Annotated in this window: 18 protein-coding genes; 12 read left to right on the top strand and 6 right to left on the bottom strand. The window is 68.0% G+C overall.

Annotation, left to right across the window (positions count from 1 at the left end; genetic code table 11):
• Positions 1–28 precede the first annotated feature (28 nt).
• Entirely contained in the window at positions 29–2,008 is a 1,980-nt protein-coding gene (locus BMX85_RS00775; protein ID WP_090313707.1) for an NPCBM/NEW2 domain-containing protein, read from the top strand.
• 7 nt (positions 2,009–2,015) lie between these two features.
• Here the strand turns inward: BMX85_RS00775 and BMX85_RS00770 are convergent, their stop codons facing one another.
• The 3 genes from BMX85_RS00770 to BMX85_RS00760 are packed head-to-tail and all read right to left on the bottom strand — an operon-like array spanning position 2,016 to position 5,220.
• Positions 2,016–3,401: a Dyp-type peroxidase gene (locus BMX85_RS00770; protein WP_090313705.1), complete on the bottom strand. Its 1,386-nt coding sequence runs from the start codon at positions 3,399–3,401 to the stop codon at positions 2,016–2,018.
• On the bottom strand, positions 3,401–4,123 hold the full coding sequence (locus tag BMX85_RS00765; RefSeq protein ID WP_090313703.1) for a hypothetical protein: 723 nt from the start codon (positions 4,121–4,123) through the stop codon (positions 3,401–3,403). Before BMX85_RS00765 ends, BMX85_RS00770 begins: the two co-directional genes overlap by 1 nt.
• Positions 4,124–4,134: 11 nt before the next feature.
• On the bottom strand, positions 4,135–5,220 hold the full coding sequence (locus BMX85_RS00760) for a catalase family protein (RefSeq protein ID WP_177196614.1): 1,086 nt from the start codon (positions 5,218–5,220) through the stop codon (positions 4,135–4,137).
• A gap of 189 nt (positions 5,221–5,409) precedes the next feature.
• On the opposite strand from BMX85_RS00760, the gene BMX85_RS00755 reads away from it, so the two are divergent.
• The gene (locus BMX85_RS00755) at positions 5,410–7,671 is read left to right on the top strand and encodes a TonB-dependent receptor (RefSeq protein ID WP_177196613.1); all 2,262 of its coding nucleotides are present in this window, start codon (positions 5,410–5,412) and stop codon (positions 7,669–7,671) included.
• Between the two features lie 11 nt (positions 7,672–7,682).
• Positions 7,683–9,107, top strand: coding sequence for an arylsulfatase (locus tag BMX85_RS00750; protein WP_090313699.1), 1,425 nt, complete (start codon positions 7,683–7,685; stop codon positions 9,105–9,107).
• A gap of 23 nt (positions 9,108–9,130) precedes the next feature.
• Here BMX85_RS00750 and BMX85_RS00745 read toward each other — a convergent pair whose 3' ends face one another.
• Positions 9,131–9,979: a formylglycine-generating enzyme family protein gene (locus tag BMX85_RS00745; RefSeq protein ID WP_090313697.1), complete on the bottom strand. Its 849-nt coding sequence runs from the start codon at positions 9,977–9,979 to the stop codon at positions 9,131–9,133.
• A gap of 463 nt (positions 9,980–10,442) precedes the next feature.
• On the opposite strand from BMX85_RS00745, the gene BMX85_RS00740 reads away from it, so the two are divergent.
• From BMX85_RS00740 to BMX85_RS00730, 3 genes are all read left to right on the top strand, one after another.
• On the top strand, positions 10,443–11,495 hold the full coding sequence (locus tag BMX85_RS00740) for a catalase family peroxidase (RefSeq protein WP_090313695.1): 1,053 nt from the start codon (positions 10,443–10,445) through the stop codon (positions 11,493–11,495).
• Positions 11,492–12,028, top strand: coding sequence for a cytochrome b (locus BMX85_RS00735; RefSeq protein WP_090313693.1), 537 nt, complete (start codon positions 11,492–11,494; stop codon positions 12,026–12,028). Before BMX85_RS00740 ends, BMX85_RS00735 begins: the two co-directional genes overlap by 4 nt.
• Before the next feature lie 209 nt (positions 12,029–12,237).
• A complete protein-coding gene (locus BMX85_RS00730; protein ID WP_090313691.1) occupies positions 12,238–12,468 on the top strand; it encodes a hypothetical protein in 231 nt (76 codons plus the stop codon).
• 39 nt (positions 12,469–12,507) lie between these two features.
• On the opposite strand, the gene BMX85_RS00725 is transcribed toward BMX85_RS00730, so the two are convergent.
• Positions 12,508–13,404 carry a LysR family transcriptional regulator gene (locus tag BMX85_RS00725; RefSeq protein WP_090313689.1) on the bottom strand — a complete coding sequence of 299 codons (897 nt, stop codon included), beginning with the start codon at positions 13,402–13,404 and terminating at the stop codon, positions 12,508–12,510.
• 117 nt (positions 13,405–13,521) lie between these two features.
• Here BMX85_RS00725 and BMX85_RS00720 point away from each other — a divergent pair, with 117 nt between their 5' ends.
• The 6 genes from BMX85_RS00720 (at position 13,522) to BMX85_RS00695 (ending at position 22,795) form a co-directional block, all read left to right on the top strand.
• The gene (locus BMX85_RS00720; protein WP_090313687.1) at positions 13,522–14,391 is read left to right on the top strand and encodes an SDR family oxidoreductase; all 870 of its coding nucleotides are present in this window, start codon (positions 13,522–13,524) and stop codon (positions 14,389–14,391) included.
• A gap of 198 nt (positions 14,392–14,589) precedes the next feature.
• Positions 14,590–17,835 (top strand): efflux RND transporter permease subunit, encoded by a 3,246-nt coding sequence (locus tag BMX85_RS00715; RefSeq protein ID WP_090313685.1) that lies wholly within the window; start codon positions 14,590–14,592, stop codon positions 17,833–17,835.
• Positions 17,825–18,988, top strand: a complete 1,164-nt coding sequence (locus BMX85_RS00710) for an efflux RND transporter periplasmic adaptor subunit (protein ID WP_090313683.1) — start codon at positions 17,825–17,827, stop codon at positions 18,986–18,988. Before BMX85_RS00715 ends, BMX85_RS00710 begins: the two co-directional genes overlap by 11 nt.
• Complete coding sequence (locus BMX85_RS00705) at positions 18,985–20,388, top strand: efflux transporter outer membrane subunit (protein ID WP_090313680.1); 1,404 nt, start codon at positions 18,985–18,987, stop codon at positions 20,386–20,388. Before BMX85_RS00710 ends, BMX85_RS00705 begins: the two co-directional genes overlap by 4 nt.
• A gap of 148 nt (positions 20,389–20,536) precedes the next feature.
• The gene (locus tag BMX85_RS00700) at positions 20,537–22,591 is read left to right on the top strand and encodes a TonB-dependent receptor (RefSeq protein WP_177196612.1); all 2,055 of its coding nucleotides are present in this window, start codon (positions 20,537–20,539) and stop codon (positions 22,589–22,591) included.
• 6 nt (positions 22,592–22,597) lie between these two features.
• Positions 22,598–22,795 (top strand): DUF1289 domain-containing protein, encoded by a 198-nt coding sequence (locus BMX85_RS00695; RefSeq protein WP_090313678.1) that lies wholly within the window; start codon positions 22,598–22,600, stop codon positions 22,793–22,795.
• Positions 22,796–22,835: 40 nt separating this feature from the next.
• Here BMX85_RS00695 and BMX85_RS00690 read toward each other — a convergent pair whose 3' ends face one another.
• Positions 22,836–23,765 (bottom strand): alpha/beta fold hydrolase, encoded by a 930-nt coding sequence (locus BMX85_RS00690; RefSeq protein ID WP_090313676.1) that lies wholly within the window; start codon positions 23,763–23,765, stop codon positions 22,836–22,838.
• Positions 23,766–24,075: the final 310 nt, after the last annotated feature.

The following is a 24,075-nucleotide window of genomic DNA, read 5'->3' as shown; positions in this document are numbered from 1 at the left end:
CCCGATGAAAACAAGTAAAGGGTTACGCATGCCTCACCGCCGGTCCAATAACGGAAAACCTCATCCACGCGCCGTCGTCGGCGGGCTGCTGGCGGCATTGGCCATGCTGGCCGTGCCCGGCGTCGCCTTGGCCGCCGACGATCCGCTGGCGCCGGCGGGCCGCTGGGAGGGGCGTACGGCGGGACGGGCCGCCACGCCCCCGATGGGCTGGAACAGCTGGAACGCGTTTCGCACCGAAGTCGACGAGGACAAGGTCATCGGCGCGGCCCGTGTGCTGGTCGACAGCGGCCTGGCGAGGTTGGGCTACCGCTACATCAACGTCGACGACGGCTGGTGGCTCAAGCGGCGACAGGGCGATGGACGCCTGCAGATCCGCACCAGCATTTTCCCGTCGGCGGCCACCGGCGGAAAGGACGGCACCAGCTTCAAGCCATTTACCGACAAGCTGCACGCCATGGGTCTGAAGGCGGGCATCTATACCGACATCGGCCGCAATGCCTGTTCGCAGGCCTACGACCTGCATTCGCCCAATCTGCCGCAAGGCACGACGGCCGAGCGCGAAGTCGGACTCGATGGGCATGTCGAACAGGATATCGATCTGTACTTCAAGGAATGGGGATTCGATTACATCAAGATCGACGCCTGCGGGCTGGCCGACTTCGTGCCGGGCTCGCCATTGGTGGCGCAGCAGCAATACCGCGCGGTCGCTCCGCTGATCGACCGTGGCGCGATCAATCGCACCGACAGCGGCGCGGTGCGGACCCGGTACGAGGCGGTTGCCGCCGCCCTCAAGGCCGCCAATGCGGACGGCGACTACATCCTGTCGATATGCGCCTGGGGCATGGCGAATGTGCGCTCGTGGGGCAAGGACGTCGGCAACTTGTGGCGCACCAGCGCCGACATCACGCCCAGCTGGACCAGCATGCTGCACAACTTCGACAGCGCGGCGAAGCGCGCGCTGTACGCCGGCCCCGGTCATTGGAACGATCCCGACATCCTGCACATCGGCCACGAGGCGTTCGACGCCAACCACATGGTCGAGGCGCGCTCGCACTTCACCTTGTGGGCGATGATCAACGCGCCGCTGCTGATCAGTTACGACCTGCGCAACGGACCGGCGTCGCTGCTGGGCGTGCTGGGCAACGCGGAGCTGATCCGCCTCAACCAGGACAAGGCGGGACACCAGGCCGTGGTGGCCTACGACTCCGACGATGCGCAGATCCTCGTCAAGACACTGGGCGAGGGCGACCGCAAGGCCGTGGCGCTGTTCAACCGCGGCGCGGCGCCGGCCCCGGTGGTCTTGCTGGCCGGGCATTTAAAATTGTCGGATGATGCACCGGTGGTGCTGACGGACCTGTGGACCAAGGAACGGCTGACGTTCAGCGGCGAACAGGCGTTCACGCTGGCGCCGCACGAGACGCGCGTATTCGAGGCTAGCGGCAAGCGGCGCTTGCCGAACGGCGTCTACCTGTCCGAAATTCCCGGTTCGATCAACGTCGCCGTCGACGGAACCCGGCAGCCGGAGCTCGATCCGACCATCCATCGCATGATCGACCCGTGGACCGGGACGCGCTCGGGCGGATCGCGCGCCCAGTACGCTGGCTGGGGCGGCGCCCAGGCCGACACCACGCCGTTCGGCCAGACGCTGCAGATTGCCGGCCAGTCGTTTGATTCCGGCATCGGCGTGCTGTCCAATTCGCGGCTGCAAGTGCGCAACGACGCCGGCCATGCGCTGCTGATGGCGTCGGTGGGCGTGGACGATTCCTCGGCAATGGCGGGCGCCGGGGTGCGGTTTTTTGTCTATGGCGACGGCAAGCTGCTTGCCGAAAGCCCGTTGACGGTCCCGGGCGGCGGGGCGGCGCCGATCACGGCCAATATCGACGGCATCAAGATCGTCGAGTTGGTGGTGCGGGACGCCAAGCCGCAACCGACACCGCAATCGACGCGGCCGACGGTGGCGACCTGGGGCGATGTGCGCCTGCTCACCCGGGCCGCCGCGGCGCGCTGACGCCGCCCTACTGCCAGCCGCCGCCCGCGATCCAGCGCAACGCTCCCAGCGACGGCATGAACAGGTACTCGCCGCCGCGCAGCCGGTTGAACGTGCCGACGCCGTCGATGCGGCGCCGCACCGGCTGCTGCGGGATCGTGAACGTGCCCGGCGTGTCGTGCAGGCCCACCAGCGGATCGCGCTCGGTGCCCAGGTCGATGAAGTTGCCCCGGTTGATCCATTCCTGCTGCAGGAATTCGATCGTATCGTAGGCGCGCGCGCTGATGAAGATGAAGTAGATGCCGCGTTCGCCCCGGTCGTCCCGCGCGGTCAGCTCGCGCCGCCACTTGGGGCCGTACGTGGACGAGCGGCGGATGATGCGGTGGATGTTGACGTCGGTAAGGATGGACAGCTGGCTGTCGCGCGGGTTCAGCCGGCGCATGTGCGACGCGTGCGGGCACACCATCCCGCGCGGGTCGCGCGAGTAATCGAAGCCGTTGTTGCGCTGCGGGTCGGCGCCGAGCGCCGGATCGTCGTGGTCGGGCGCCAGCGGCAAAGGCGCACCGCTGCGCCAGCGTCCCACCAGCTTGGCCGCCAGCAGCTCCTCGTCGGCGCCACCGTCGCCGCCGCTGGCGTGGGCCTGGCCGCGGATGAAATCGTTGAAGGCGCCCGCCTGGCTTTCGTACTTGCGCAGCACCACGTACGAGCCGTTGCGACCGAGTTCGGGCGGCTCCGGCATGGCCACCGGCTTGCCCGTCTCGCTGTTTTCACCGAGGATGAACTCGCCCGCCGCGATCGCCCGTTCCTGTCCCGGCAACGGCGCCACGCCGCTGCCGGCGACCAGCGGCTGCGAGATCGAATCGCGGAAGCCGAACGGATTCTTGGCCTCTTCGTCGGCGCCGAACGCATGCCGGCCGACCAGCGTCACGCCGCTCGACTCGTCCAATGCCTTCATGGCCTGGTCCAGCGCCAGCGCCAGCGCGGCGTCGTCGCGCGCGTAGATCGTCAGGGCGATGTGGCAGGCGCCGGGCGCGAAGGCGTCGTCCCAGTGCTCGGGCGCGTTGGCGCCGGTGTCGCGCAATTGCTCGGCGCGTTGCGCCATGCCTTGCTGGAACGGTAGCGGAAAGCTCTCCAGCGACGCCTGCGGCACGCCCAGCGCTTTCAAGCCTTCGAAGCTGATGGCCAGGCCCATCCAGGCGTCGCGATCATCGGTCCAGCCGGCGGCCGATGGAACGTGCTCGGCCATGCGGCCCAGCAGGGCCCGTCCACCGGCGGCCTCGTCGATGTGCAGCATCGCGTGCACGCCCACGTACGGCTCGGGGCGCGAGCGCAGGATCAGCGCCTGGATATCGTCGAGGGCGAGGGTGGCTTGGTCGCCAATGAAGCGTGCCTTGAGGTCGTTGAGTATGCTCATCAGTAATCCACCCCTTCCGGCTGGCCGATGGCCGCGCCCAGGGTCTCGAGCGCGCGCCGCGTGGCCTCGTCCCGCGGCGGGTGGGCGGCCATCTCGTCGAGGAAGGCGGTGAGCGCCCGGTCCATGCGCTGGAAGCGGCGCGTGTCGACCACCGTCACCTGCGGGTTGGCGACGAACCAGCCGGCGGCGTCGATCTGGTGGCCGGCGATGAAATCCTTGACCGCCGGGCTGTCGATGCCGGGCCAGCCTTCGATATTGGTGAACAGCAGATCCATCAGCTCGGGAATCTTGGTGGCGAAGTCGTTGATGTAGCTGTCCCAGTCGCCGTCGTAGGTGGTGGCGAACAGGATGCGGGTGTCGTTGTCGAAGAAAACGAAGCGCATGTCGTGCAAGGTGGACACGCGCTGGGCGCCATCCATATTGCCGTTGGTCAGATCGAAAATACGGCGCAGGCGCTCGGCGCCGCCCGGCTTGAGCGGCGCGATCGCGGTCAGTTCCGAGACGTTGCCGGACTGCCTGCCCGCGCGGCCGGCCGAGTCGGCGCTGCCTTTGAGGTCGGGATTATGCTTGCGCACCATCGCTTCGAGCGCGATTTTGGCCAGGTGCGGCGCGTCGTGGGCGACGGCGTCGATGCGGCGGCGGATCGCTTCGAGCCGCGTCTCGTCGAGCAGGCGCGGGTCGCCGGTATTTTCGTTGGGATTGTTATCGGGGCTTTGGTTCATGGGGAAGTCCTTTAGTCGGGAATGTCGGAAGCTTGGGTCGGTTCGACGCGCGGACGCGCGTTCATGGCGTGGCGGAACGCCGTGGAGCGCTCGTACGCGACGCGCCGCACGCGCATGATGGCGCCCAGCGGTTGGTGCGCGGCGACGCCGTTCCACGGGTTGAACGACAGGCTGTCGTCGCCGTACACCTGGCGCGCCGGGTGCGCGGTCGACTGCGGGGCGAAGCGCAACGTGGCCACGGGCCGGTGCGGCGACAGTTCCTCGGGCCAGGCGATGGCCGCGTCCTCGACCGGCATGCGCTGCAGGTCCACGCACAGCTGCGCCGACAGCGTGTATTCCGCCCCGGCGCCGGCGAAGTGCGCGCCGATCGCGTCGCGCATGCCGGCATAGCCGATGTCGTCGACGTCGCGCCCGCTCAGCGCGCGCACCTCGGCGGACGCCGGCGCCAACGACAGCTTGGCGATATGGTCGCCGTAGCGCAGCGCGGCCTGGGTGTGGTAGGTCTCGCCCAGCGGATGGTGGTTGTCGCGCGCCAGCCCGTCGAGCGTGGCGCCGGGCGTGCCGCCCAGGCCCTCGAGCACCTGCTTGGCGCCGTGGGCGGTGCCGGCCACCAGGCGCTGGAACGCGTCCGGCGCCGCCGCGTTCGCCTCCAGCAGGCCGAGCATGCGCTTGTACTTGGGCAGCGTGCCGAACGCCAGGGCGGGGAAGTTCACCATCAGGAAATCCTGGTTGTGGCCGGCGATGTCGGGCGCCAGCCGCGCGCCGTCGACGCCGATGATCTTGAAGGCGAAGCCGCGCGCGGCCGGGATTTCGTCGGAATGGATGTCGCTGGGCGCCGACGACAGGCGCGCCACGATGGCGTAGGTGCGCGGCGTGGCGAACACGCCCTGGCGCAACTCGGGCGGCAGATTGTCGTGGACCACCAGCTCGCCCGTGAGCAAGCCGTTGGACTTGGCGTGGGCATCGCGGATCGCGTGGCGGTGGCGCTCGAAGGCGCAGCGCGACGAGGCGGCCATCTGCTCGACAATGCTGGCGATCAGTTGCTGCTCGTCATCGTCGATAACCTCGACGTCGGGAGTGAAAAGTAGGGGTGTCACGTGACCTCGGCATGGTATATAAAAGAACGGTTGTGCTTTTCTGTTTTATTAAAATACCATTGTTTCGCCGGGGTGGGCGATACGATTGCGCCGGGCGCACGCCGCCGCGAAAAATATTTTCATTTTCCGCTGACGCTTTTCGATTCTCATTGCACAAGGTACGTATCACCGACAGCCATGAGGATTTCCATGTATCAGACGCTCCAAAACACCACGCTGGCGCTGGCCGTGCTGGCCAGCCTGCCGGCGGCCGCCGCCGCCGCCGCCGATGCCGCAGCCCCGCCGATCGCCAGCGTCACCGTCAGCGGCAACCGTGGCGCCCAGGACGCGGTGGACGAGGATGTCCGCCGCGCCCCGACGTCGAGCTACCGCGTCACCGGCGAGCAGTTCGAGCGCCAAAACATCCGCTCGCTGGAGGACTTGCAGCAGCTGGTGCCCGGCCTGAACGTGCAAAGCACGGACCCGGCGGACATGCAAATCACCATACGCGGCGTCGGCGACGGCGGCGGCCAGCCCAGCGGCGAACAGAATATCGGCATGGCCAGCAGCGTGGCCGTGTACGTCGACGGCGTCTACCTGGCGCGGCCGGGAATGCTGTCGGGCCTGGGCGACGTCGCCTGGGTCGACGTGCTGAGCGGCGCGCAGGGCACGATGTTCGGCGCCAACGCCACCGGCGGCGTGCTCGACATCCACACCAAGGAGCCCGGCTTTGTGCCGGAGGCGTCGATCTCGGCGTCGGTGGGCCAGCACGACTACGCGCGGGTGCTGACGGTGTTGTCCGGGCCGCTGTCGGAGAACTGGGCGGGCCGGCTGAACCTGCTCGGCAGCGGCAGCGACGGCGCGGTGACCAACCAGCGCAACGGCCGCAAGCTCAATGGCGCGCGCTCGACCGGCGGCCGTGGCCAGCTGCTGTACCGCGACGGCGAGCGCTTCAAGTTGCGCCTGTCGGCCGACTACAGCAACAGCAACAGCACGCCGACCCCGGTGCTGGTCGCCACCCACAGCTTCAACGGCAGCGACCCTTACCTGGCCCGTTCGCGGGCGATCGGCAACAACGTGGTGTTCGGCCCGAACGTCGACCTCGACGACGAGACCAGCACGCACGTGGTGCAGGGCGGCACCTCGGCGCTGGCCCAATGGCAGCTCGACAACGGCTGGCGGCTGCGGTCGGTCACGTCGTTCCGCTACTTCCATTCGGCGCCGTCGCTGGCCGATTACCAGTCGGTGCGGATCTATTCCGACAGCGGCTTCCAGCAGCACGACCGCAGCTGGTCGCAGGAGCTGCGCGTCGATTCGCCCGCCGGCGGCGTCGTCGACTACGCCTTCGGCCTGACTTACCTGGGGCAAAAGCTCGGCATCGAGGCGCATACGCGCTATGCGGACACGAGCGTGCCGGATGTCTGGCTGGGCACGGCCGCCGGCGTCTCCCGCAAGCTCGACGTCATCCGCCTGGGGCTGTTGCGCGACCGTTCGCTGTCGCCGTTCGTCCAGGGCACGTGGCATGTCGGCGACGCTGTCGACCTCACGGCCGGCGCGCGCCTGAACCACGACCAGCGCGGCGGCAGCTTCGTGCGCTACAACCGCTCGCCGTTCAACTCCGGCTACCTGGAGCAGAGCAACAACCTGCCGGCGGGCACCGTGGTGGCCACGTGGCGGGCGGCGCCGTCGCTGAGCACCTACGTTGCCGCGTCCTACGGCGAGAAATCCGGCGGCCTGAACATTTCATCGGGCGCGGCGGCGCAGGCGGGGCTCGATTCGCTGATCATCAGGCCGGAGCGCACGGCCAGCGCGGAGCTGGGCGTCAAGGTCGAGCTCGACCACAACCGCCTGCGCCTCAAGGCCGACGTGTTCGCCACGCAGGTGCGCGACTTCCAGACCCAGGGCTACGATCCGGTCGACCAGCAGGCCTATTTGCTCAACGCGGGCGCCTATGTGTCGCGCGGCGCCGAGGCGACCGTGCACTGGACGCCGAACCGCGCCTGGCAGTTCGACGCCGCCGCCGTCTTCAACGACACCTACTACACCGACTACGACAACGCGCGCTGCCCGCCGGAGGTCCTGTTGGCGCCGAAGCCGCCCAAATCGTGCGACCTGACCGGCCAGCGCGTGTTCAACGCGCCGCGGGTGACGGCCAACGTCGGCGCGCGCTACGAGTGGAGCGGCGGCGACGGCTTGAAGAACTTCGTCTCCGGCCGCTATGCGTGGCGCAGCTGGATGTACGGCACCGTCGACGCCTCGCGGTTCACGCGCGTGTCCGGCTATGGCCTGGCGGCGTTCTCGGCGGGCACGTCGGGCAAGGCCGGGCAGGGCGAGTGGAGCGCGTCGCTGTGGCTCAACAATGCCTTCGACAAGACCTATTACAAGCGCCTGGTGAACAATGAATACGGCTCGGTGACCGGCTACCTCGGCGATCCCCGCACCCTGGGCGTCACGCTCGGCTACCGCTATTAAGGAGCGCACCGATGATCCGTAGAGAATTCATCCTCGGCGCGCTGGCCGCCATCGCCGCCGCGCCGGCCATCGCCGCGCCGCCGGCGGGCGCGCGCCGCCCCAACATCGTCTTCATCCTGGCCGACGACATGGGCTACGGCGACGCCGCCGCCTATGGCCAGCGCAAGATCGCCACGCCCAATATCGACCGCCTGGCCCGCGAGGGCATGCTGTTCACCCAAGGCTACGCCGGCGCCCCCGTGTGCGGGCCGTCGCGCTGCGCACTGATGACCGGCCTGCACACCGGCCACGCGCGCATCCGCGACAACACCGCCATCGCCGGCGGCAAGACCGGCACCAAGGGCGGCGGCACGCAACTGTGGCGGCGTCCGAACCTGTTGCCGGAGGACCGCACGGTGGCGCAGTATCTGCAAGCGGCCGGCTACCGTACCGGCTTGATGGGCAAGTGGCACCTGGACGGCTTCGAGGCCAACGCCACGCCGCCCAAGTTCGGCTTCGACGAGTTCAAGGGCTGGCTGATCCAGTTCGACACCACGCCGGGTTACTGGCCGGCGCAGCGCGTGCACGGCGACAAGCTGGTCGACATTCCGGAGAACGCCAACGGCAGGCACGGCCGCTACGAGCCGTTCATGGTGACCGACGACGCGATCGACTTCATCGAGCGCCACCGCGAGGCGCCGTTTTTCCTCTACACGGCCTACAACAGCCCCCACTCGCCGTTCACGGCGCCGGATTTCGGCCCCTACGCCGACCGCGCCGGCTGGGCCGACGACGAGAAGACCTACGCCGCCATGATCCACTATCTGGACCAGGGCATCGGCCGCCTGCTCGACAAGCTGGCCAGCACCGGCCTGGAGCGGGATACGGTGATCTTCTTCGCCTCGGACAACGGTCCGCGCTCGGAACCGACGGTGCAGCAGACCCGCGTGGCCGATTTCTTCGATTCGAACGGCGGCCTGACGGGCTACAAGCGCGACATGTACGAAGGCGGCATCCGCGACCCGTGGATCGTGCGCTGGCCCGGCAAGGTCGCCGCCGGCGCGGTCACCGACGTCCCGGTCTACTTCCCGGACTTCCTGCCGACCGCGCTCGACCTGGCCGGCGCGGCGCCGGAAAGAACCGACGGCGTGAGCCTGAAGCCGCTGCTGGTCGATCCCGGCAGCCGTCCCGCCGAGCGCCTGCTGTACTGGGAATTCTACGATCCCGAATTCCGCCAGGCGGCGCGCTGGGGCAAGTGGAAGGCGGTGCGCCTGACGCGCGGCGGGCCGCTTGAACTGTACGATCTGGCGCGCGACCCGAAGGAGAGCACCAACCTGGCCGCCAGGCACCCGGACATCGTGGCCCGGATGGCGGCGGGCATGGCGCGCGAGCACGTGGCCTCGGCCGAGTACCCGGACCCCGGCCCGGCCACCACGACCAAGCCCGGCAAGGGCTAGCTCAGGGCTAGCTCACGGCTAACTCAGCGCAGCGGCCTGGCGCAGCGGAAGCCGATGTTGGAGGCCGCGCTGTCGGGCGTGTTGCGGGTGCGCGCGGCTGGCCGGTAGCGGTTGCAATACGACGCGTGGCACAGGAACGAGCCGCCCTTCATCACGCGCGCCGCGCCGTCCGCCGGGCCCTGCGGATCGGAAGCGGGGGCGGCGCTGAAACCGACGCCCCAGAAGTCCAGGCACCACTCCCAGGTGTTGCCGGTCGCCGCATACAGACCGTGTCCGTTCGGCGGAAACGCGTCGACCGGGCTGGTGGCGGCGTAGCCGTCGTCCGCCGTGTTCAGGTCGGGGAAGCGCCCCTGCCAGACATTGCACAGGAATTGTCCGCCGGGCGTCAGTTCGTCGCCCCACGGATACAGCTTCTGTTCGAGGCCGCCGCGCGCGGCGTATTCCCACTGCGCCTCGGTCGGCAACGCGCCGCCGCTCCAGGCCGCGTAGGCCATGGCGTCGTGCCAGGACACATGCACCACCGGATGCGCCATGCGCGCGTCGATGCTGGAGCCCGGCCCCTCCGGCGCGCGCCACGACGCCCCGTCGACCAGGCACCACCACGGCGCCGCCGCCAGCGTGTCGCGCACCAGTTCGTCGTAGCGGCCCGCCGGGATCTGGCCCTGGAACACGAAGGAGTTGCCATAGTGCTCGGACGTGGTGACATAGCCGGTGGCGCGCACGAATCGCGCGAAGTCGGCGTTGGTCACCGGACAGGCGTCGATCGCGAACGGCGACAGCGCGACCGGCCGCACCGGCCCCTCGCCGTCGCCGGGGTTGGCGCCCGCATAGTCGGTGCCCATCAGGAAGGTGACGGCGGGGAAGGCGACCATGGGGCGGGGCGGCGCCGCGTCCGGCGCAGCCAGGGGCTGCGGCGCCGGCGCCGGCGCGGTGTGGGTGCGTGTAGCGGCGCAGCAGGGCGTCGCGCCCGCTGCATCCCGCGGGCGGTGTGTTTCAGGCTTGGACAAGGAAGTCATCGGCGATCGGCTCCAGGAGACAGGCGCCAGTATAGTACGCGGGCGATTCCCTGCGCAGGCGTCAACGCCACCCGCGCCGGATACATCCTGGAAACAATTAGTAATCTGGTCGTAATGATAAGACGGCTAAAATCGCTTCGATGATGTGGCGACCGGCCGGCGTTTCGGCGCGGCCCGCATCCACACCAATGTCCTGAAGGACCGGTGTTTCGCGCCGGGAGCGCTATGATCGCTCCACGCAAAATCCCTCACCAGCCATCGAACCAACGAAAGCCAGACCGACATGCCCACTCCCACGCCTACGCCCCGCCGAGGCCCCATGCTTCTGTTGCTACCGATCGCCCTGATCCTGGCCGTCCTTGCCGCGCTGTTCGCGTGGGTCGGCGGCTGGTTCGGCAACCACAACCTGACCCCGCAAAAAATGATGGACTTCGCCGAGACGTCGGGCAAGCAGGCGGCCGGCTTCCGCCGCGCGCACAGCAAGGGCGTTTGCTTCGCCGGCACGTTCGCGCCGACGCCCGAGGCGGCCAAACTGTCGAAGGCGCGCGCCTTTTCGCAGCCGTCGATCGCCGTCATCGGCCGCTTTTCCGCGTCCTCCAACAACCCGTACGCGCCGGACGGCGCCTCGCCGGTGCGCGGCATGGCCGTGCAGCTGAAAACGGACGACGGCCAGGACTGGCGCATCGCGATGAACAGCTTCCCGTTCTTCGCCGCGGCCACGCCGCAGGCCTTCCAGGCCATGAACGAGGCCGGCAAACCCGATCCCGCCACCGGCAAGCCCGACCCGGCCAAGATGAAGGCGGTGCTGGCCGCCAACCCGGAGATCGCCGCGTTCCAGGCGTGGGCCAAATCGGCGCCCAGGTCGGACAGTTTGGGCAGCACCCGTTTCAACGGCGTCAACGCGTTCCGGCTGACGGACGCCCAGGGCGCCGACCGCATGGTGCGCTGGTCGATGCGGCCGCGCGCGCCGTTCGTGGCGATGACGCCGGATCAGCTGAAGGCGGCCAGCCCCGATTTCCTCATCGAAGACCTGAACCGGCGCCTGGCCGCCGGCCCGCTGGTGTGGGACATGGTGGTGCAAATCGCCGCGCCCGGCGATCCGATCACGGATCCATCCAAGGCCTGGCCCGATACGCGCCAGGAGGCCACGCTGGGCACGTTGACGTTGGCGCATGCCGAGCCGCAGGCGACCGGCCCGTGCCGCGACATCAATTTCGATCCCTTGATACTGCCAACCGGCATCGCCGCCAGCGACGATCCGGTCCTGCATGCCCGCTCGGCCGCGTACTCGGTGTCGTTCAACCGGCGCGAGCGCGAAATCAGCCAAGGCAAGACCGCCCAACCCATCGGCCAGACCGGGAGCGCACGATGAACCGCCCACGCCACTTCAACCTTCTCGCCCGGGTGCTGCACTGGTCCATGGCGCTGGCCATCCTCGCCATGCTGTTCGTCGGCGCCGGCATGGTCGTCTCGCTGCGCTACCGCGATCAGCTGCTCGACCTGCATCGTCCGCTCGGCATCGCCATTTTGCTGCTGGCCATCGTGCGCCTGGTCAACCGCCTGACCCGGCCGACGCCGGCGCTGCCGGCCGACCTGCCGGCGATCCAGAAATTGGCCGCGCACGCGTCGCACTGGCTGTTGTACGGGCTGATGCTGGCGATGCCGCTGATCGGCTGGGCCATGCTGTCGGCCGGCGGCTATCCGATAACGATGTTCGGCGGCGTGCACCTGCCGGCGATCCTGCCGCACAGTGCCGAGGTCTACGGTTTCCTGCGCCCGCTGCATGGCGTGCTGGCGTACCTGCTGTTCCTGACCATCCTGGCCCACCTCGGCGCGGCGCTGTATCACGCCTGGGTGCGGCGCGACGAGGTGTTCGGCCAGATGGCCGAGGGCGATTCGCAGTAGAAATCCGGCGCGATCATCGCACGCGCCATCTTGAGCGGGTCGCCGTCCGTGGCCAGCATTGCTGACGACGACATCGATCCGCCCCCAGGCGGCCAAGGCCTGCGCCATCACCTTTTCGCTTCGCATTTTTATTGCGTCGAATGTGCGGGATTTCGCATACAGCCGGCACACCAAAAAGTATCCTGAACGTCATTTCAAGGGAGGGCGCCATGCCGACAGGAGCCAACGCGAAACGCGAGAAGGAATACAAAAAGATCGAACGCAAGTTCAAGAAGGAGGGCCGTTACAAGGGCAGGGAAGAGGAGGTCGCCTCGCGCATTGTCAACAAACAGCGCGCCGAGGCGGGCGAGACGAAGAAGCACACGCACAAACCGCCGCGCCGGTCGGCGTCGCGGCGCAAGAGCAGCGGCGCGCGCAAGGCGACCCGTCGCGCAAAATGAAGCGCAGCGTTCGGCGGGCGCGGCGCCGTCGCGCCTTCGCTAGCGATTGGATATGAAATTGGCCAGTTCTTCCGCCGTGCCATCGGGAAACGCTTCCCTGAGATAGTTGAGGAAAGCGGATACGCGGGCACTTAATAATCGCCGCGACGGGTAGAGCACCCACAGCGCCACGTCCGGTCCGTCGACGTCGCCCCAGGCCACCAGCGAGCCGTCCGCCAGGTCGCCGATCACCATTGACACCGGCAGGCGCGCGGCGCCGGCGCCCAGCCGAACCGCGTCGCGCACCATGAAGTGCGATGACAGGCGCAACACCGCCTCGATGGCGATGCTGGCCTTGCCCGCCGGCGTGGTCAACTCCCAGCGCTCGCTCCTGTCGGCCGTGCCGCGCACCACGGCGGCGACGACCGACTGGTCCGCCGGCCGTTGCAACGCCGGGTGCGCCACCACGACCAACCGATCGCGCAAAAAGATCCGTCCGACGAGGCTTTCATCGGGATCGGGGTTGACCCGGATCACCAGGTCGTAGCCTTCCTCGACCATGTCGACGGGGCGGTCATCGGTGGTCACCTCCAGCCTTACCTGCGGATATTTGACCGCGAATCCGGCGGCCAGCTTGCCCAGTGCGGCATGGGAAAACAGTAGCGGCGCGCTGATCCTCAACCTGCCTTGCGGCGTCTCGCCGCCGGACACGATCGCCGCCACCGTCTCGTCGACCTCCGCCAGCAACGCCCACGTGCGCTGATGCAGCGCGCGGCCCTCCTCGGTCAGCTTCAGCGAATTGACGCCCCGTTCAAGCAGGCGCAGGCCGAGCGCGGCCTCCAGTTCCGCTACCCGGCGCGATAGCGTGGCTTTGGGCCGGCCGGTGGCGCGCGCGGCCCGTCCAAAGCCTCCGTGTCGGGCGACAAGATTGAAATCGGTCAGTGCGAGCAAGTCCATGTGTTCCACCAGTGAGACGAGGTGTCCCATTATGGCATCTATCGGACCATGCGCGGTACTACTACCATGGAACTGTCTTTCAAGCACAGTCTTTCAACCCAACCAAGGAGCACTACCATGACTATCCTCGTTACCGGCGCCACCGGCCGTGTCGGCCGCCAGGTCGTTCAGCAACTCGTTACCCGTGGCGCCAACGTGCGCGTCCTCGTTCGCGATCCGGCCAAGGCCGATTTCCCCTCCAGCGTGGAGATCGTCAAGGGCGATCTGCTCGACATCGACTCGCTGCGCAGCGCCTTCAAAGGCGTCGGCACGCTGTTCCTGCTCAACGCCGTGGCCGGCGACGAGTTCACCCAGGCGCTGATCACGCTCAACATCGCCCGCGAATCGGGTGTCGAGCGGCTCGTCTACCTGTCGGTGCTGCACAGCGACCACTTCGTCAACGTGCCGCATTTCGCGGTCAAGCTGGGCGCGGAGCGGATGATCGAACAGATGGGTTTTAGCGCCACCATCCTGCGGCCGTCGTACTTCATCGACAACGAGCACATGGTCAAGGACGTCATCTTCCAGCACGGCGTGTACCCGATGCCGATCGGCGGCAAGGGCGTCGCCATGGTCGATGCCCGCGACATCGCCGAAGTCGCGGCGATCGAGTTGATCCGCCGCGACCGGGCGCCGGGCAAGCTGCCGATCGACACCATCAACCTGGTCGGTCCGGACACGCTCACCGGCGCCGGCGTCGCGGCGATCTGGTCCGAAGTGCTGGGGCGTCCGATCGCCTACGGCGGCGACGATCCGGCCGGCTTCGAACAAAATCTGGCGACCTTCATGCCGAAGTGGATGGCTTACGAGATGCGCCTGATGGCCGAGCGGTATGTCAGCGACGGCATGATCCCCGACGCTGGCGACGTCGAGCGCCTGACCGGCATCCTGGGCCGTCCGCTGCATTCCTATCGCGACTTCGCCATGGAAATCGCGCCCGCCGCCTGATCGTCGGCCGAGCCTTTGGGCCGCCATCGCGCGGCTGGCCCAATGGTTCGCCGGAGCCCCGCCGCCCCATCACCTCCAGCCGTGATACATAGCAGAAACAATTCTTAAGCCGTGAATAACGATAAAACGGCTAAAATTGATTCACTAATGTAGCATATCCGGCCCTATGCGCGGCCGGGCCGTCCCTGGGGGTAACTTGTGTTAATCGATATCGTCCGCGTGGCGCTCCGGCGTCCCTATACCTTTGTGGTTATGGCCTTGCTGCTGCTGATCGCCGGTCCGCTGGCGGCACTGCGCACGCCGACCGACATTTTCCCGGACATCAAAATCCCGGTGATCGCGGTGGCGTGGCAGTACACCGGCCAGCCGCCCGACCAGATGGCCGGGCGCGTGTCGACCTTGTTCCAGCGCGCGCTGACGACGACGGTCAACGACATCGAGCACATCGAGGCCAACACCTACACCGGCGTGAGCATCGTCAAGATCTTTTTCCAGCCCGGCGTCAACGTGGCGGTGGCCAACGCCCAGGTGACGGCGATCTCGCAGGCGCTGCTCAAGCAGATGCCGGCCGGGATCACGCCGCCGTTGATCATCAACTACAACGCCGCCACCGTGCCGATCCTGCAGGTGGCGCTGTCGGGCAAGGGCCTGTCGGAGCAGCAGCTGTCCGACCTGGGCACCAACACCGTGCGCACGCCGCTCGTCAGCGTGCCGGGCGCGGCGATTCCGCTGCCGTACGGCGGCAAGCAGCGGCAAGTGCAGATCGACGTCGATCCGGCGCTGCTGCAGGCGCGCGGCCTGTCGGCGCAGGACATCGCCAACGCGCTGGCCGCGCAGAACGTGCTGACCCCGGTCGGCACGCAGAAAATCGATACGCTCGAATACACGATCCAGCTCAACAGCGCGCCGTCGGCCATCGCCGACCTGGCGCGCCTGCCGGTCAAGGTGGTCAACGGCGCCACGATATACCTGGGCGACATCGCCAACGTCCACGACGGCAACGCGCCGCAGACCAACGTGGTCCACGTCGACGGCAGCCGCTCGGTGCTGATGTCGGTGCTGAAGAACGGTTCGGCGTCGACGCTGGCCATCGTCGACGGCGTCCGCGCGAAGATCGACACGCTCAAGGCCGGCTGGCCGGACGCACTGAAGGTCACGCCGATCAACGACCAGTCGGTGTTCGTGCGCGCCGCCATCAAGGGCGTGGCGTCGGAGGGCGTGATCGCCGCCGCGCTGACGTCGCTGATGATCCTGCTGTTCCTGGGCAGCTGGCGCTCGACCATCATCATCGCGGTGTCGATCCCGCTGTCGATCCTCGGTTCGATCGTGGCGCTGTCGGCCATCGGCGAGTCGCTCAACCTGATGACGCTGGGCGGGCTGGCGCTGGCCGTCGGCATCCTGGTCGACGACGCCACCGTCACCATCGAAAACATCAACTGGCACCTGGAGCAGGGCAAGTCGGTGGAAAACGCCATCCTCGACGGCGCCGCGCAGATCGTCACGCCGGCCTTCGTCTCGCTGCTGTGCATCTGCATCGTGTTCGTGCCGATGTTCTTCCTCGACGGCGTGTCGCGCTTCCTGTTCGTGCCGATGGCCGAGGCGGTGATCTTCGCGATGGTCTGCTCGTTCATCCTGTCGCGCACGCTGGTGCCGACGATGGCCAACTACCTGCTCACGGCGCACGACACCGGCGAGGGCCATGCCCACGCCCACGGCGGCCACGGCGCGCCCGCGCCGTCCGGCAACCCGCTGGTGCGCTTCCAGCGCGGCTTCGAGGCGCGCTTCGAGAAGGTGCGCGCCGGCTACATGGACATCCTGCAATCGGCGATCGGCAACCGGCCGCCGTTCGTCATCGGCTTCCTGCTGGTGGTGGCGGCGTCGTTCGTGCTGGTGCCTTTCCTGGGCAGTAATTTCTTCCCGGCGGTCGATTCGGGCCAGGTGCTGATCCACGCGCGCGTGCCGGTCGGTACCCGCATCGAGGAAACCGCGGCCCGCTTCGCCCGCATCGACCAGGCGATCCGGCGCGTGATTCCGGCCAGCGAGATCGTCACCATGACCGACAACATCGGCATGCCGGCCAGCTCGATCAACATGGTCTATAACAATACCGGCATGATGGGCGCGCAGGACGGCGACTTCCAGATCGCGCTGGGCGAGGAGCACGCGCCGACCGCCGAATATGTGCGCAAGCTGCGCAAGGTGCTGCCGGAGGAATTCCCCGACACCACGTTTTCGTTCCCGCCGGCCGACATCGTTGGCCAGATCCTGAACTTCGGTTCGCCGGCGCCGATCGACGTGCAGATACGCGGCGGCAAGATCGACGACAACTATGTCTACGCCGAAAAGCTGCTCAAGCGCATCCGCGCCATTCCCGGCGTGGCCGACGCCCGCATCCAGCAATCGAACAAGGCGCCGGTGTTCAACGTCGACGTCGACCGGGGCCAGGCGCAGCAGCTGGGCCTGACCACGCGCGATGTCACCAACAGCATGGTGGTCAACCTGGCCGGCTCGTCGCAGGTGGCGCCGACCTTCTGGCTCAATCCGGCCAACGGCGTCAGCTACCCGATCGTCATGCAGACGCCGCAGCCGCAGCTCGATTCGCTGTCGGCGCTGGCCAACCTGCCGGTCGGCAACGGCGCCACCACCGGCGGCGCCACCTTGGGCGGCGTTGCCCGCTTCCAGCGCGGCACGGCGTCGGCGCTGGTGAGCCAGTACGACATCGCGCCGATGGTGCAGATCTACGCCACCACCCAGGACCGCGACCTCGGCGCCGTCGCCAAGGACATCAACAAGCTGCTGGCGGAAACGAAGGCCGAGCTGCCCAAGGGCGCGTCGGCGCAGATGCTGGGCCAGGTCAAGACCATGGACCGCGCCTTCTCCGGCCTGCTGTTCGGCCTGCTGGGCGCGGTGGTGCTGATTTACTTCCTGATCGTCGTCAACTTCCAGTCCTGGCTCGATCCGGCGGTGATCGTCTCGGCGCTGCCGGCGGCGCTGGCCGGCATCGTCTGGATGCTGTTCGCCACCAACACCACGCTGTCGGTGCCGGCGCTGACCGGCGCCATCATGTGCATGGGCGTGGCCACCGCCAACTCGGTGCTGGTCATCTCGTTCGCGCGCGAACGCCTCGACGAACTGGGCGACGCCACCGCCGCCGCGCTGGAGGCGGGCTCGGTGCGCTTCCGTCCCGTGCTGATGACGGCGCTGTCGATGATCATCGGCATGCTGCCGATGGCGCTGGGCCTGGGCGACGGCGGCGAGCAGAACGCGCCGCTGGGCCGCGCCGTCATCGGCGGCCTGATCTTCGCCACCACGGCCACCTTGCTGTTCGTGCCGGTTTTGTTCAGCATCGTCCACAAACAACACGCGCCCGGGACCAAGGCCTCGCCGTCCCCGCAGCCGAAAAATGATCAACCTGTTTCAGGAGCCCCCGTCCATGCCAACTAACACCACCCGCAAGGGGCACAAGCCGCTGTTCCTGGGACTGATCGTGCTGGCCGCCGCGCTGGTCGCGGCCGGCGTCATCAGCCGCCGGTCCGAGGCGCAGCAAGTCAAGCAAGCCAGCGCGCCGCTGGTGCCGGCCGTCAGCATCCTGCCGGCCGGGCAAATGGCCGGCGCCGCGATCGACCTGTCGGCCCGCATCGAGCCGTGGGCGCGGGCGCCGATCTACGCGCGCGTCAGCGGCTACCTGAAAAACTGGAAGGTCGACATCGGCGCGCCGGTCAAGGCCGGCCAGACCCTGGCCGACATCGAAACCCCGGACCTCGACCAGCAACTGCTGCAGGCGAAGGCTGAACTGGCCAGCGCGCGCAGCAACCTGGCGCTGGCCACCAGCACCGCCAAGCGCTGGCAGGGGCTGCTGGAGGCGGACGCCGTCTCGCGCCAGGAAGCGGACGAAAAGGCCGGCGACCTGGCGGCCAAGCAGTCGGCCGTCAACGCCATGCAGGCCAACGTCGACCGCGTGCAGGCGCTGCAGCGCTACACCCGCCTGGTGGCGCCGTTCGACGGCGTGGTCACGGCGCGCAACACCGACGTCGGCGCGCTGATCGGCGTCGGCGGCACGCCCGGCAGCGAGCTGTTCGTCGTGTCCGACATCAGCCGCCTGCGCGTCTACGTCAACGTGCCGCAGCGCCAGGTGGCCTCGATCAAGGTCGGCGACCAGGCCGAGCTGACCGTGCCCGAGCGCGCCGGCAAGGTCTACACCGCCACCGTGCAGTCGCTGTCGCAGGCCATCAACGCCAACTCCGGCGCCATGCTGGTGCAACTGGCGGTGCGCAACGACAGCGGCGAGCTGCTGCCGGGCGGCTACGCCTCGATCCACTTCGAGGCGCCGTTGTCGAGCGGCGCGCTGAGCATTCCGCCGAGCGCGCTGATCTTCAACAAGGCCGGCACCCAGGTGGCCGTGCTGGGCAAGGACAACCGTGTGGTGGTCAAGCGCATCACCGTCGGCCGCGACCTCGGCAATGCGGTCGAGGTCGCGGCCGGTCTCGACAAGGGCGACCAGGTGATCGCCAATCCTCCGGACGGCGTCGCCACCGGCGACGTGGTGCGGGTGGCGGCCAGCGCCGGCGCGGGCGCCAACGCCAAGGCCAAGCCGTGAAGCTCCTCTACGCCACCACCTTGAGTCTGGCCTTGGCGGCGTGCGCCGAGGCGCCGGTGCAGGCGCCGCCGGCGGTGCCGATGGCCGCCGCCTTCCGCGACGTGCCGCCCGGCTGGTCCGCCGCCAGCGACCAGGTCCCGGCCTTGCCGGCAGACTGGTGGACGATGTACGCCGATCCCCAGCTGGACCAGCTGGAACGGCAGCTGATCGCCAACAGCCCGGACCTGGCCAGCGCGCTGGCGCGCTACCGCCAGGCCCAGGCCGCCACCGGCGTGCTGCGCGCGGCGCAAGCGCCGACCCTGGGCGCCTCGCTCAACGGCCAGCGCTTGCGCCAGTCCGATCTGAAGCCGCTGCGCGGCGCCACGTCGCCGAGCGAGTACGACAGCGGCACCTTGCAATTCGACCTCGGCTACGAAGTCGACCTGTGGGGCCGCATCGGCAAGCAGGTCAGCGCCGGCGTGGCGCAGGAGCGCGCCGCCGAGGCCGACCTGGCCGCCGCGCGCCTTTCGCTGCAGGTGCAGCTGGCCGACACGCTGCTGGCGCTGCGCGGCGCCGACGCCGACCTCAAGCTGCTGCGCGAGACCGAGGCCGCCTACCGGCGCCAGGCGGAGCTGGTCACGCAGCGCCACAACGGCGGCAGCGCGTCCGGCCTGGACCTGGCGCGCGCCGAGACCCAGCTCGAATCGACCCGTTCGCTGCTGCGCCAGCGCCAGGCGCAGCGCAACGTGCAGGAGCACGCGATCGCCGCGCTGGTCGGCGCCAACGCCGCCGACTTCGCGGTGGCGCCGGCCGATTACGGCTTCGTCGCGCCGGTGCTGCCACTGGGCCTGCCGTCGCAATTGCTGCGGCGCCGGCCCGACATCGCCGCCGCCGCGTCGCGCGTGGCCGCCGCCAGCGACCAGGTCGGCGTGGCGCGGGCGGCGCTGTTCCCGTCGCTGACCTTGAACGCGGCCGGCGGTCTGCAGTCCGGCGACTTCGGCCGCTTCGCGCAGGCCTCGAACCTGTTCTGGGCGATCGGTCCGACCCTGGCGGTGAGCCTGCTCGACGGCGGCAAGCGCAAGGCGCAGATCGCCAACGCCGAAGCGGTGCTCGACGAGGCGGGGCAGCGCTACCGCTCGGTGGTGCTGACCGCCTTCCAGCAGGTGGAGGACCAGTTGTCGCTGCTGACCAACTACGACGAGGCCGCCAAGTCCGACCGTCTGGCGGCCGCCGCCGCACGGCGCGCGCTGGAGCTGGCCAAGAAACGCTACGACCAGGGCGCGGCCAGCTATCTGGAAGTGGTGACGGCGCAAACGGCGTATCTGCAGTCGGCCCGCAGCGAACTGGATCTGACCACCCGCTACCGCCAGGCCGGCGTGCAGCTGGTGAAGGCGATCGGCGGCGGCTGGTCGGCCGGCTAGCGGCTCGGCAGGAGTCGCGCGGCGCGGCGCAAGGCGTCGGGATCTTCGAGGAAGAGGTGCTGCTTATTGCAAAAGACTTGCAATAGTGCGGGGCGCGTGTATACTGCCACGCGGCGCCGCCTTTGTGATTTCTCCACTGAAGATCCTTATGAAACCAAAACTCCTGCCGCTGGCCATCGCCTCGGCCATGCCTTTTATCAGCGCCGGCGTCCAGGCCGACGACACCGCCATCACGATCGGCCAGGTGCATATCAGCGGGCAGCGGCTCGCCGGGCCGTTGTTAAGCAACCGCGTGCTGACGTCGGTCGATATTCTCGGCGCCGACAAGGTCGAGGACAAGAACGTCGCCAACAGCTGGGAACTGGTCGGCCAGTTGCCCGGCGTCCAGCTCACGGAGACCCGCATGGGAGCCGAGTCCGGCAAGGCCACGTTCCGGGCCTTCAACGGCGAGGGCTACATCAACGGCATCAAGGTGTTGATCGACGGCGTGCCCAGCAATGTCAACAGCGGCAACCAGCGCTTCATCGACATGATATTCCCGCTGGAGGTCGACTACATCGAGGTCGTGCGCGGCACCAACGACCCCCGGTACGGCCTGCATAACATCGGCGGCAACATCAACTTCGCCACGCGCCAGGGCGGCAATTATGTCGACAGCCGCTTTACCTACGGCAGCTTCGACACCCGCGAGGCGCAGGTGGCGATCGGCCACGAGAGCGACGGCCTGGCCCAGAACTACATGCTGGCCAGGCAGGTTTCGAGCGGCCCGCGCGATCACAGCGATAGCGACAAGTACTCGCTCGGCGCCAAGTGGTTCCTGACGTCGCCCGGCAAGGACGTCAAGGCCGGCCTGGTGGTGCGCGCCTACAAGCATGACGCCGACGAGCCGGGGTTCCTGACCGCCGGGCAGATGGCCGAGGACCGTCACCAGTCGCCGGCCAAGAACGCCAACGACACCAGCGAGCGCGAGATGCGCCACGCCAGCGCGCACCTCGACTGGCAGCTGACGCCGGACGCGTTCCTGAGCAGCAAGCTGTACTACAACAGCTATGCGGACGATCGCCGCGTGACCTTCACCAGCAATCCGGCCGGCACCGCGCCCCGGCAGCGGCGCCTGTGGGACGAGGATCAATACGGTTTCCTGGGCACGCTGACCTGGCGCGCCAACGACACGCTCGTCATCGACGGCGGCGTCAACGCGGAGCATCAGGACAACCGCTATCGCCGCCAGCGCTACACCTTCGCCGTGCCGACCGACTTCGGCACGCCGGCCCAGATCCAGAACAATGACGTCTACACGCTCGATAACTTCGGCGCGTACGTCCAGGCGATCATCAAGCCGTTCGATTCGCTGAAGATCGTCCCCGGCTTCCGCACCGATAAATTCTCGGGTACGTCGAAGGTCAGGACGCTGGGCGTCCAGTCCGACCTGCAGGATTATGGCTGGATCGAACAACCGAAGTTGAGCATGGTGTACAACCCGGCCGCCAATGTCAGCCTGTACGGCAACTGGGGACGCACGTTCCAGGTCCTGACCGGATCGGGCGGCCCGGCCTATCTGGTGGCGAACCAGGCCACGTTCGCGCCATCGATCAACACTGGCAAGGAACTCGGCGTCAAGTTCAAGCCGCTGCCAGGGTCGGACATGCGGCTGGCCGTGTGGCGCCAGGACGCCACCGGCGAGGTCGCCAATATGCCGGCCACCGGCACCACGGTCGGCCTGGGCGAAACCCGCAGGCAGGGCGTCGACATCCAGATCTCCGCGCGCGCGACCGACACGCTGGATTTCTGGCTTTCCCATTCGCTGCAAAAGGCCGAAGTGGTCAGCGCCTTCACCGCCGATGGCGTCTCGCTGGCCGGCAAGGAAGTGTTTTCCACGCCGCGCCATATCAGCAACGCCGGCGCCGAATATCGTCCCTCGGACAAATGGCGTGTGGGCTTGCAGGGCAGGGCGCAGGGCGATTATTTTATCGACAGCCCGAACGCGCGCGGCAAGTTCGGCGGCTTTGTCCTGTTCGACGCCAGCGTGCGGTACGCGCTGTCCAGGCGCGTGAGCGTCGATGTTCAGATCAAAAACCTTGCCGACCGCCGCTATGCGTATGCGTGGTACGACAATTTCTTCTGGCCGGCCGCCGACGCGCAACCGATGTTCTCGCCCGGACCGGGACGCGCCGCATATATCTCGCTGACCCTGAAGATGTAAGGCGTTATGGCACTCAAATCACCTTGCACCGGTGTGTGCGAATTCGACGGCAAGACCGGTTATTGCGGGGAGTGCCTGCGCACCCTTGACGAGGCGCGCGACTGGAAGAAAATGACGGATCACAAGCGCCACCAGATCGTCAACGACAAAGGCCGCCGCGTGAAAAAACTGGCCAAGGCGGCCGGGGCGGCCAGGGACGAATGACTGCCGCCGGGTGGCCAACGCGCCCGGCGCGCACCCGGGCTTAGTCCGCAGCCGCCAGGAAGCGCTCCAGTTCCTCCAGCACGTCGAGCGGCCGCTCCTCCTGCAGCGTATGGCCGCAGTCGAGCGCGCGCCCGCGCACGTCGCGCGCTTTCTCGCGCCATGTTTCCAGCACGTCGTACAGGGCGCCGACGGTGCCCAGACCGCCCCATAGCGCCAGTACCGGCATGGCCAGCCTGGTATCGGCATCGGCCGCGTCGTGTTCCAGGTCGATATCCGCCGCCGCCCGGTAGTCCTCGCAGATCGCGTGGCGGGTGCGCGGATCGCGGTAGCAGCGCAGGTATTCGGCGAAGGCCTCCGGCCCGGTGGCGCCAGGCGTCTTGTTCTGGCCGTCGATGTGCGTGCGCAGGAAGAACTCGGGATCGGCATCGATCAGCCGCTCAGGCAGCGGATACGGCTGGATCAGGAAGAACCACCAGAAATAGCGGGTGGCGAAGGCCTTGTCGGTGCGCGCGTACATGGTGGCGGTGGGGGCGATGTCGAACAGCGCCAGATGGGTCACGGCCTCTGGGTAGTCGAGCGCCAGCCGGTGGCCGACCCGGCCGCCCCGGTCGTGGCCGACGAGCGCGAACCGTTCCAGGCCGAGCGCGGTCATCAGCGCGACCAGGTCGGCGGCCATCGCCCGCTTGGAATAGTTGACATGGCGCTCGCCGCCATCGGGCTTGCCGCTGTCGCCGTAGCCGCGCAGGTCCGGCGCGACGACCGTGTGGCGCCGCGCCAGCGCCGGCGCCACCTTGCGCCAGGTGACATGGGTTTGCGGATGGCCGTGCACCAGCAATAGCGCCGGGCCGGTGCCGGCGACGGCGAAGCGGATCGTCACGCCGGACGGGGCGGCGAAGTCGTAGAGTGCGTGGTCTTCGAGGAAGGGTGACGGGCCACGCGGCGTGAACGCCGCCGACGTTGGAGAAGCCATGGATGTGCCTTGAAATGTCTGGTTTGGCGAGCGGCGGTTATCTTCGATCCACCCGGTCGGCGGTAACGCGGTCAGTCGGGATGCGCTGCAATTCTAACCAAATTCCATCGACACCGCGCGCCGCGCCTGCAGGCGCGGAGGGTATTCAGCCTTTCGATCAGGGCAACCGCGAAATTCTCTTAAATAGTTCTAGACGACCGGTCTAATCGATGATAAAGTTCTTCACATGGACGGATCGGATGGCAAGCAAACAAAGCCCCGGCCCTGTTTCTTCGAATTGCCAATAGACGACCGGTCTATTAATAAACTT

Origin of the sequence: Duganella sp. CF517 (assembly GCF_900110275.1) — a bacterium.
Lineage (GTDB): Bacteria > Pseudomonadota > Gammaproteobacteria > Burkholderiales > Burkholderiaceae_D > Rugamonas.
The sequence above is the reverse complement of the archived record's forward strand: the minus strand, read 5'-3'. Positions and strand labels throughout refer to the sequence as shown.

Bases quoted from the DNA above. Each gene is read 5' to 3' on its own strand.
- BMX85_RS00740 (WP_090313695.1), top strand. From the start codon at position 10,443: ATGCTTCTGTTGCTACCGATCGCCCTGATCCTGGCCGTCCTTGCCGCG.
- BMX85_RS00695 (WP_090313678.1), top strand. From the start codon at position 22,598: ATGGCACTCAAATCACCTTGCACCGGTGTGTGCGAATTCGACGGCAAG.
- BMX85_RS00775 (WP_090313707.1), top strand. From the start codon at position 29: ATGCCTCACCGCCGGTCCAATAACGGAAAACCTCATCCACGCGCCGTC.
- BMX85_RS00690 (WP_090313676.1), bottom strand. From the start codon at position 23,765: ATGGCTTCTCCAACGTCGGCGGCGTTCACGCCGCGTGGCCCGTCACCC.
- BMX85_RS00735 (WP_090313693.1), top strand. From the start codon at position 11,492: ATGAACCGCCCACGCCACTTCAACCTTCTCGCCCGGGTGCTGCACTGG.
- BMX85_RS00750 (WP_090313699.1), top strand. From the start codon at position 7,683: ATGATCCGTAGAGAATTCATCCTCGGCGCGCTGGCCGCCATCGCCGCC.
- BMX85_RS00755 (WP_177196613.1), top strand. From the start codon at position 5,410: ATGTATCAGACGCTCCAAAACACCACGCTGGCGCTGGCCGTGCTGGCC.
- BMX85_RS00745 (WP_090313697.1), bottom strand. From the start codon at position 9,979: ATGGTCGCCTTCCCCGCCGTCACCTTCCTGATGGGCACCGACTATGCG.
- BMX85_RS00730 (WP_090313691.1), top strand. From the start codon at position 12,238: ATGCCGACAGGAGCCAACGCGAAACGCGAGAAGGAATACAAAAAGATC.
- BMX85_RS00725 (WP_090313689.1), bottom strand. From the start codon at position 13,404: ATGGACTTGCTCGCACTGACCGATTTCAATCTTGTCGCCCGACACGGA.
- BMX85_RS00765 (WP_090313703.1), bottom strand. From the start codon at position 4,123: ATGAACCAAAGCCCCGATAACAATCCCAACGAAAATACCGGCGACCCG.
- BMX85_RS00710 (WP_090313683.1), top strand. From the start codon at position 17,825: ATGCCAACTAACACCACCCGCAAGGGGCACAAGCCGCTGTTCCTGGGA.
- BMX85_RS00720 (WP_090313687.1), top strand. From the start codon at position 13,522: ATGACTATCCTCGTTACCGGCGCCACCGGCCGTGTCGGCCGCCAGGTC.
- BMX85_RS00770 (WP_090313705.1), bottom strand. From the start codon at position 3,401: ATGAGCATACTCAACGACCTCAAGGCACGCTTCATTGGCGACCAAGCC.
- BMX85_RS00700 (WP_177196612.1), top strand. From the start codon at position 20,537: ATGAAACCAAAACTCCTGCCGCTGGCCATCGCCTCGGCCATGCCTTTT.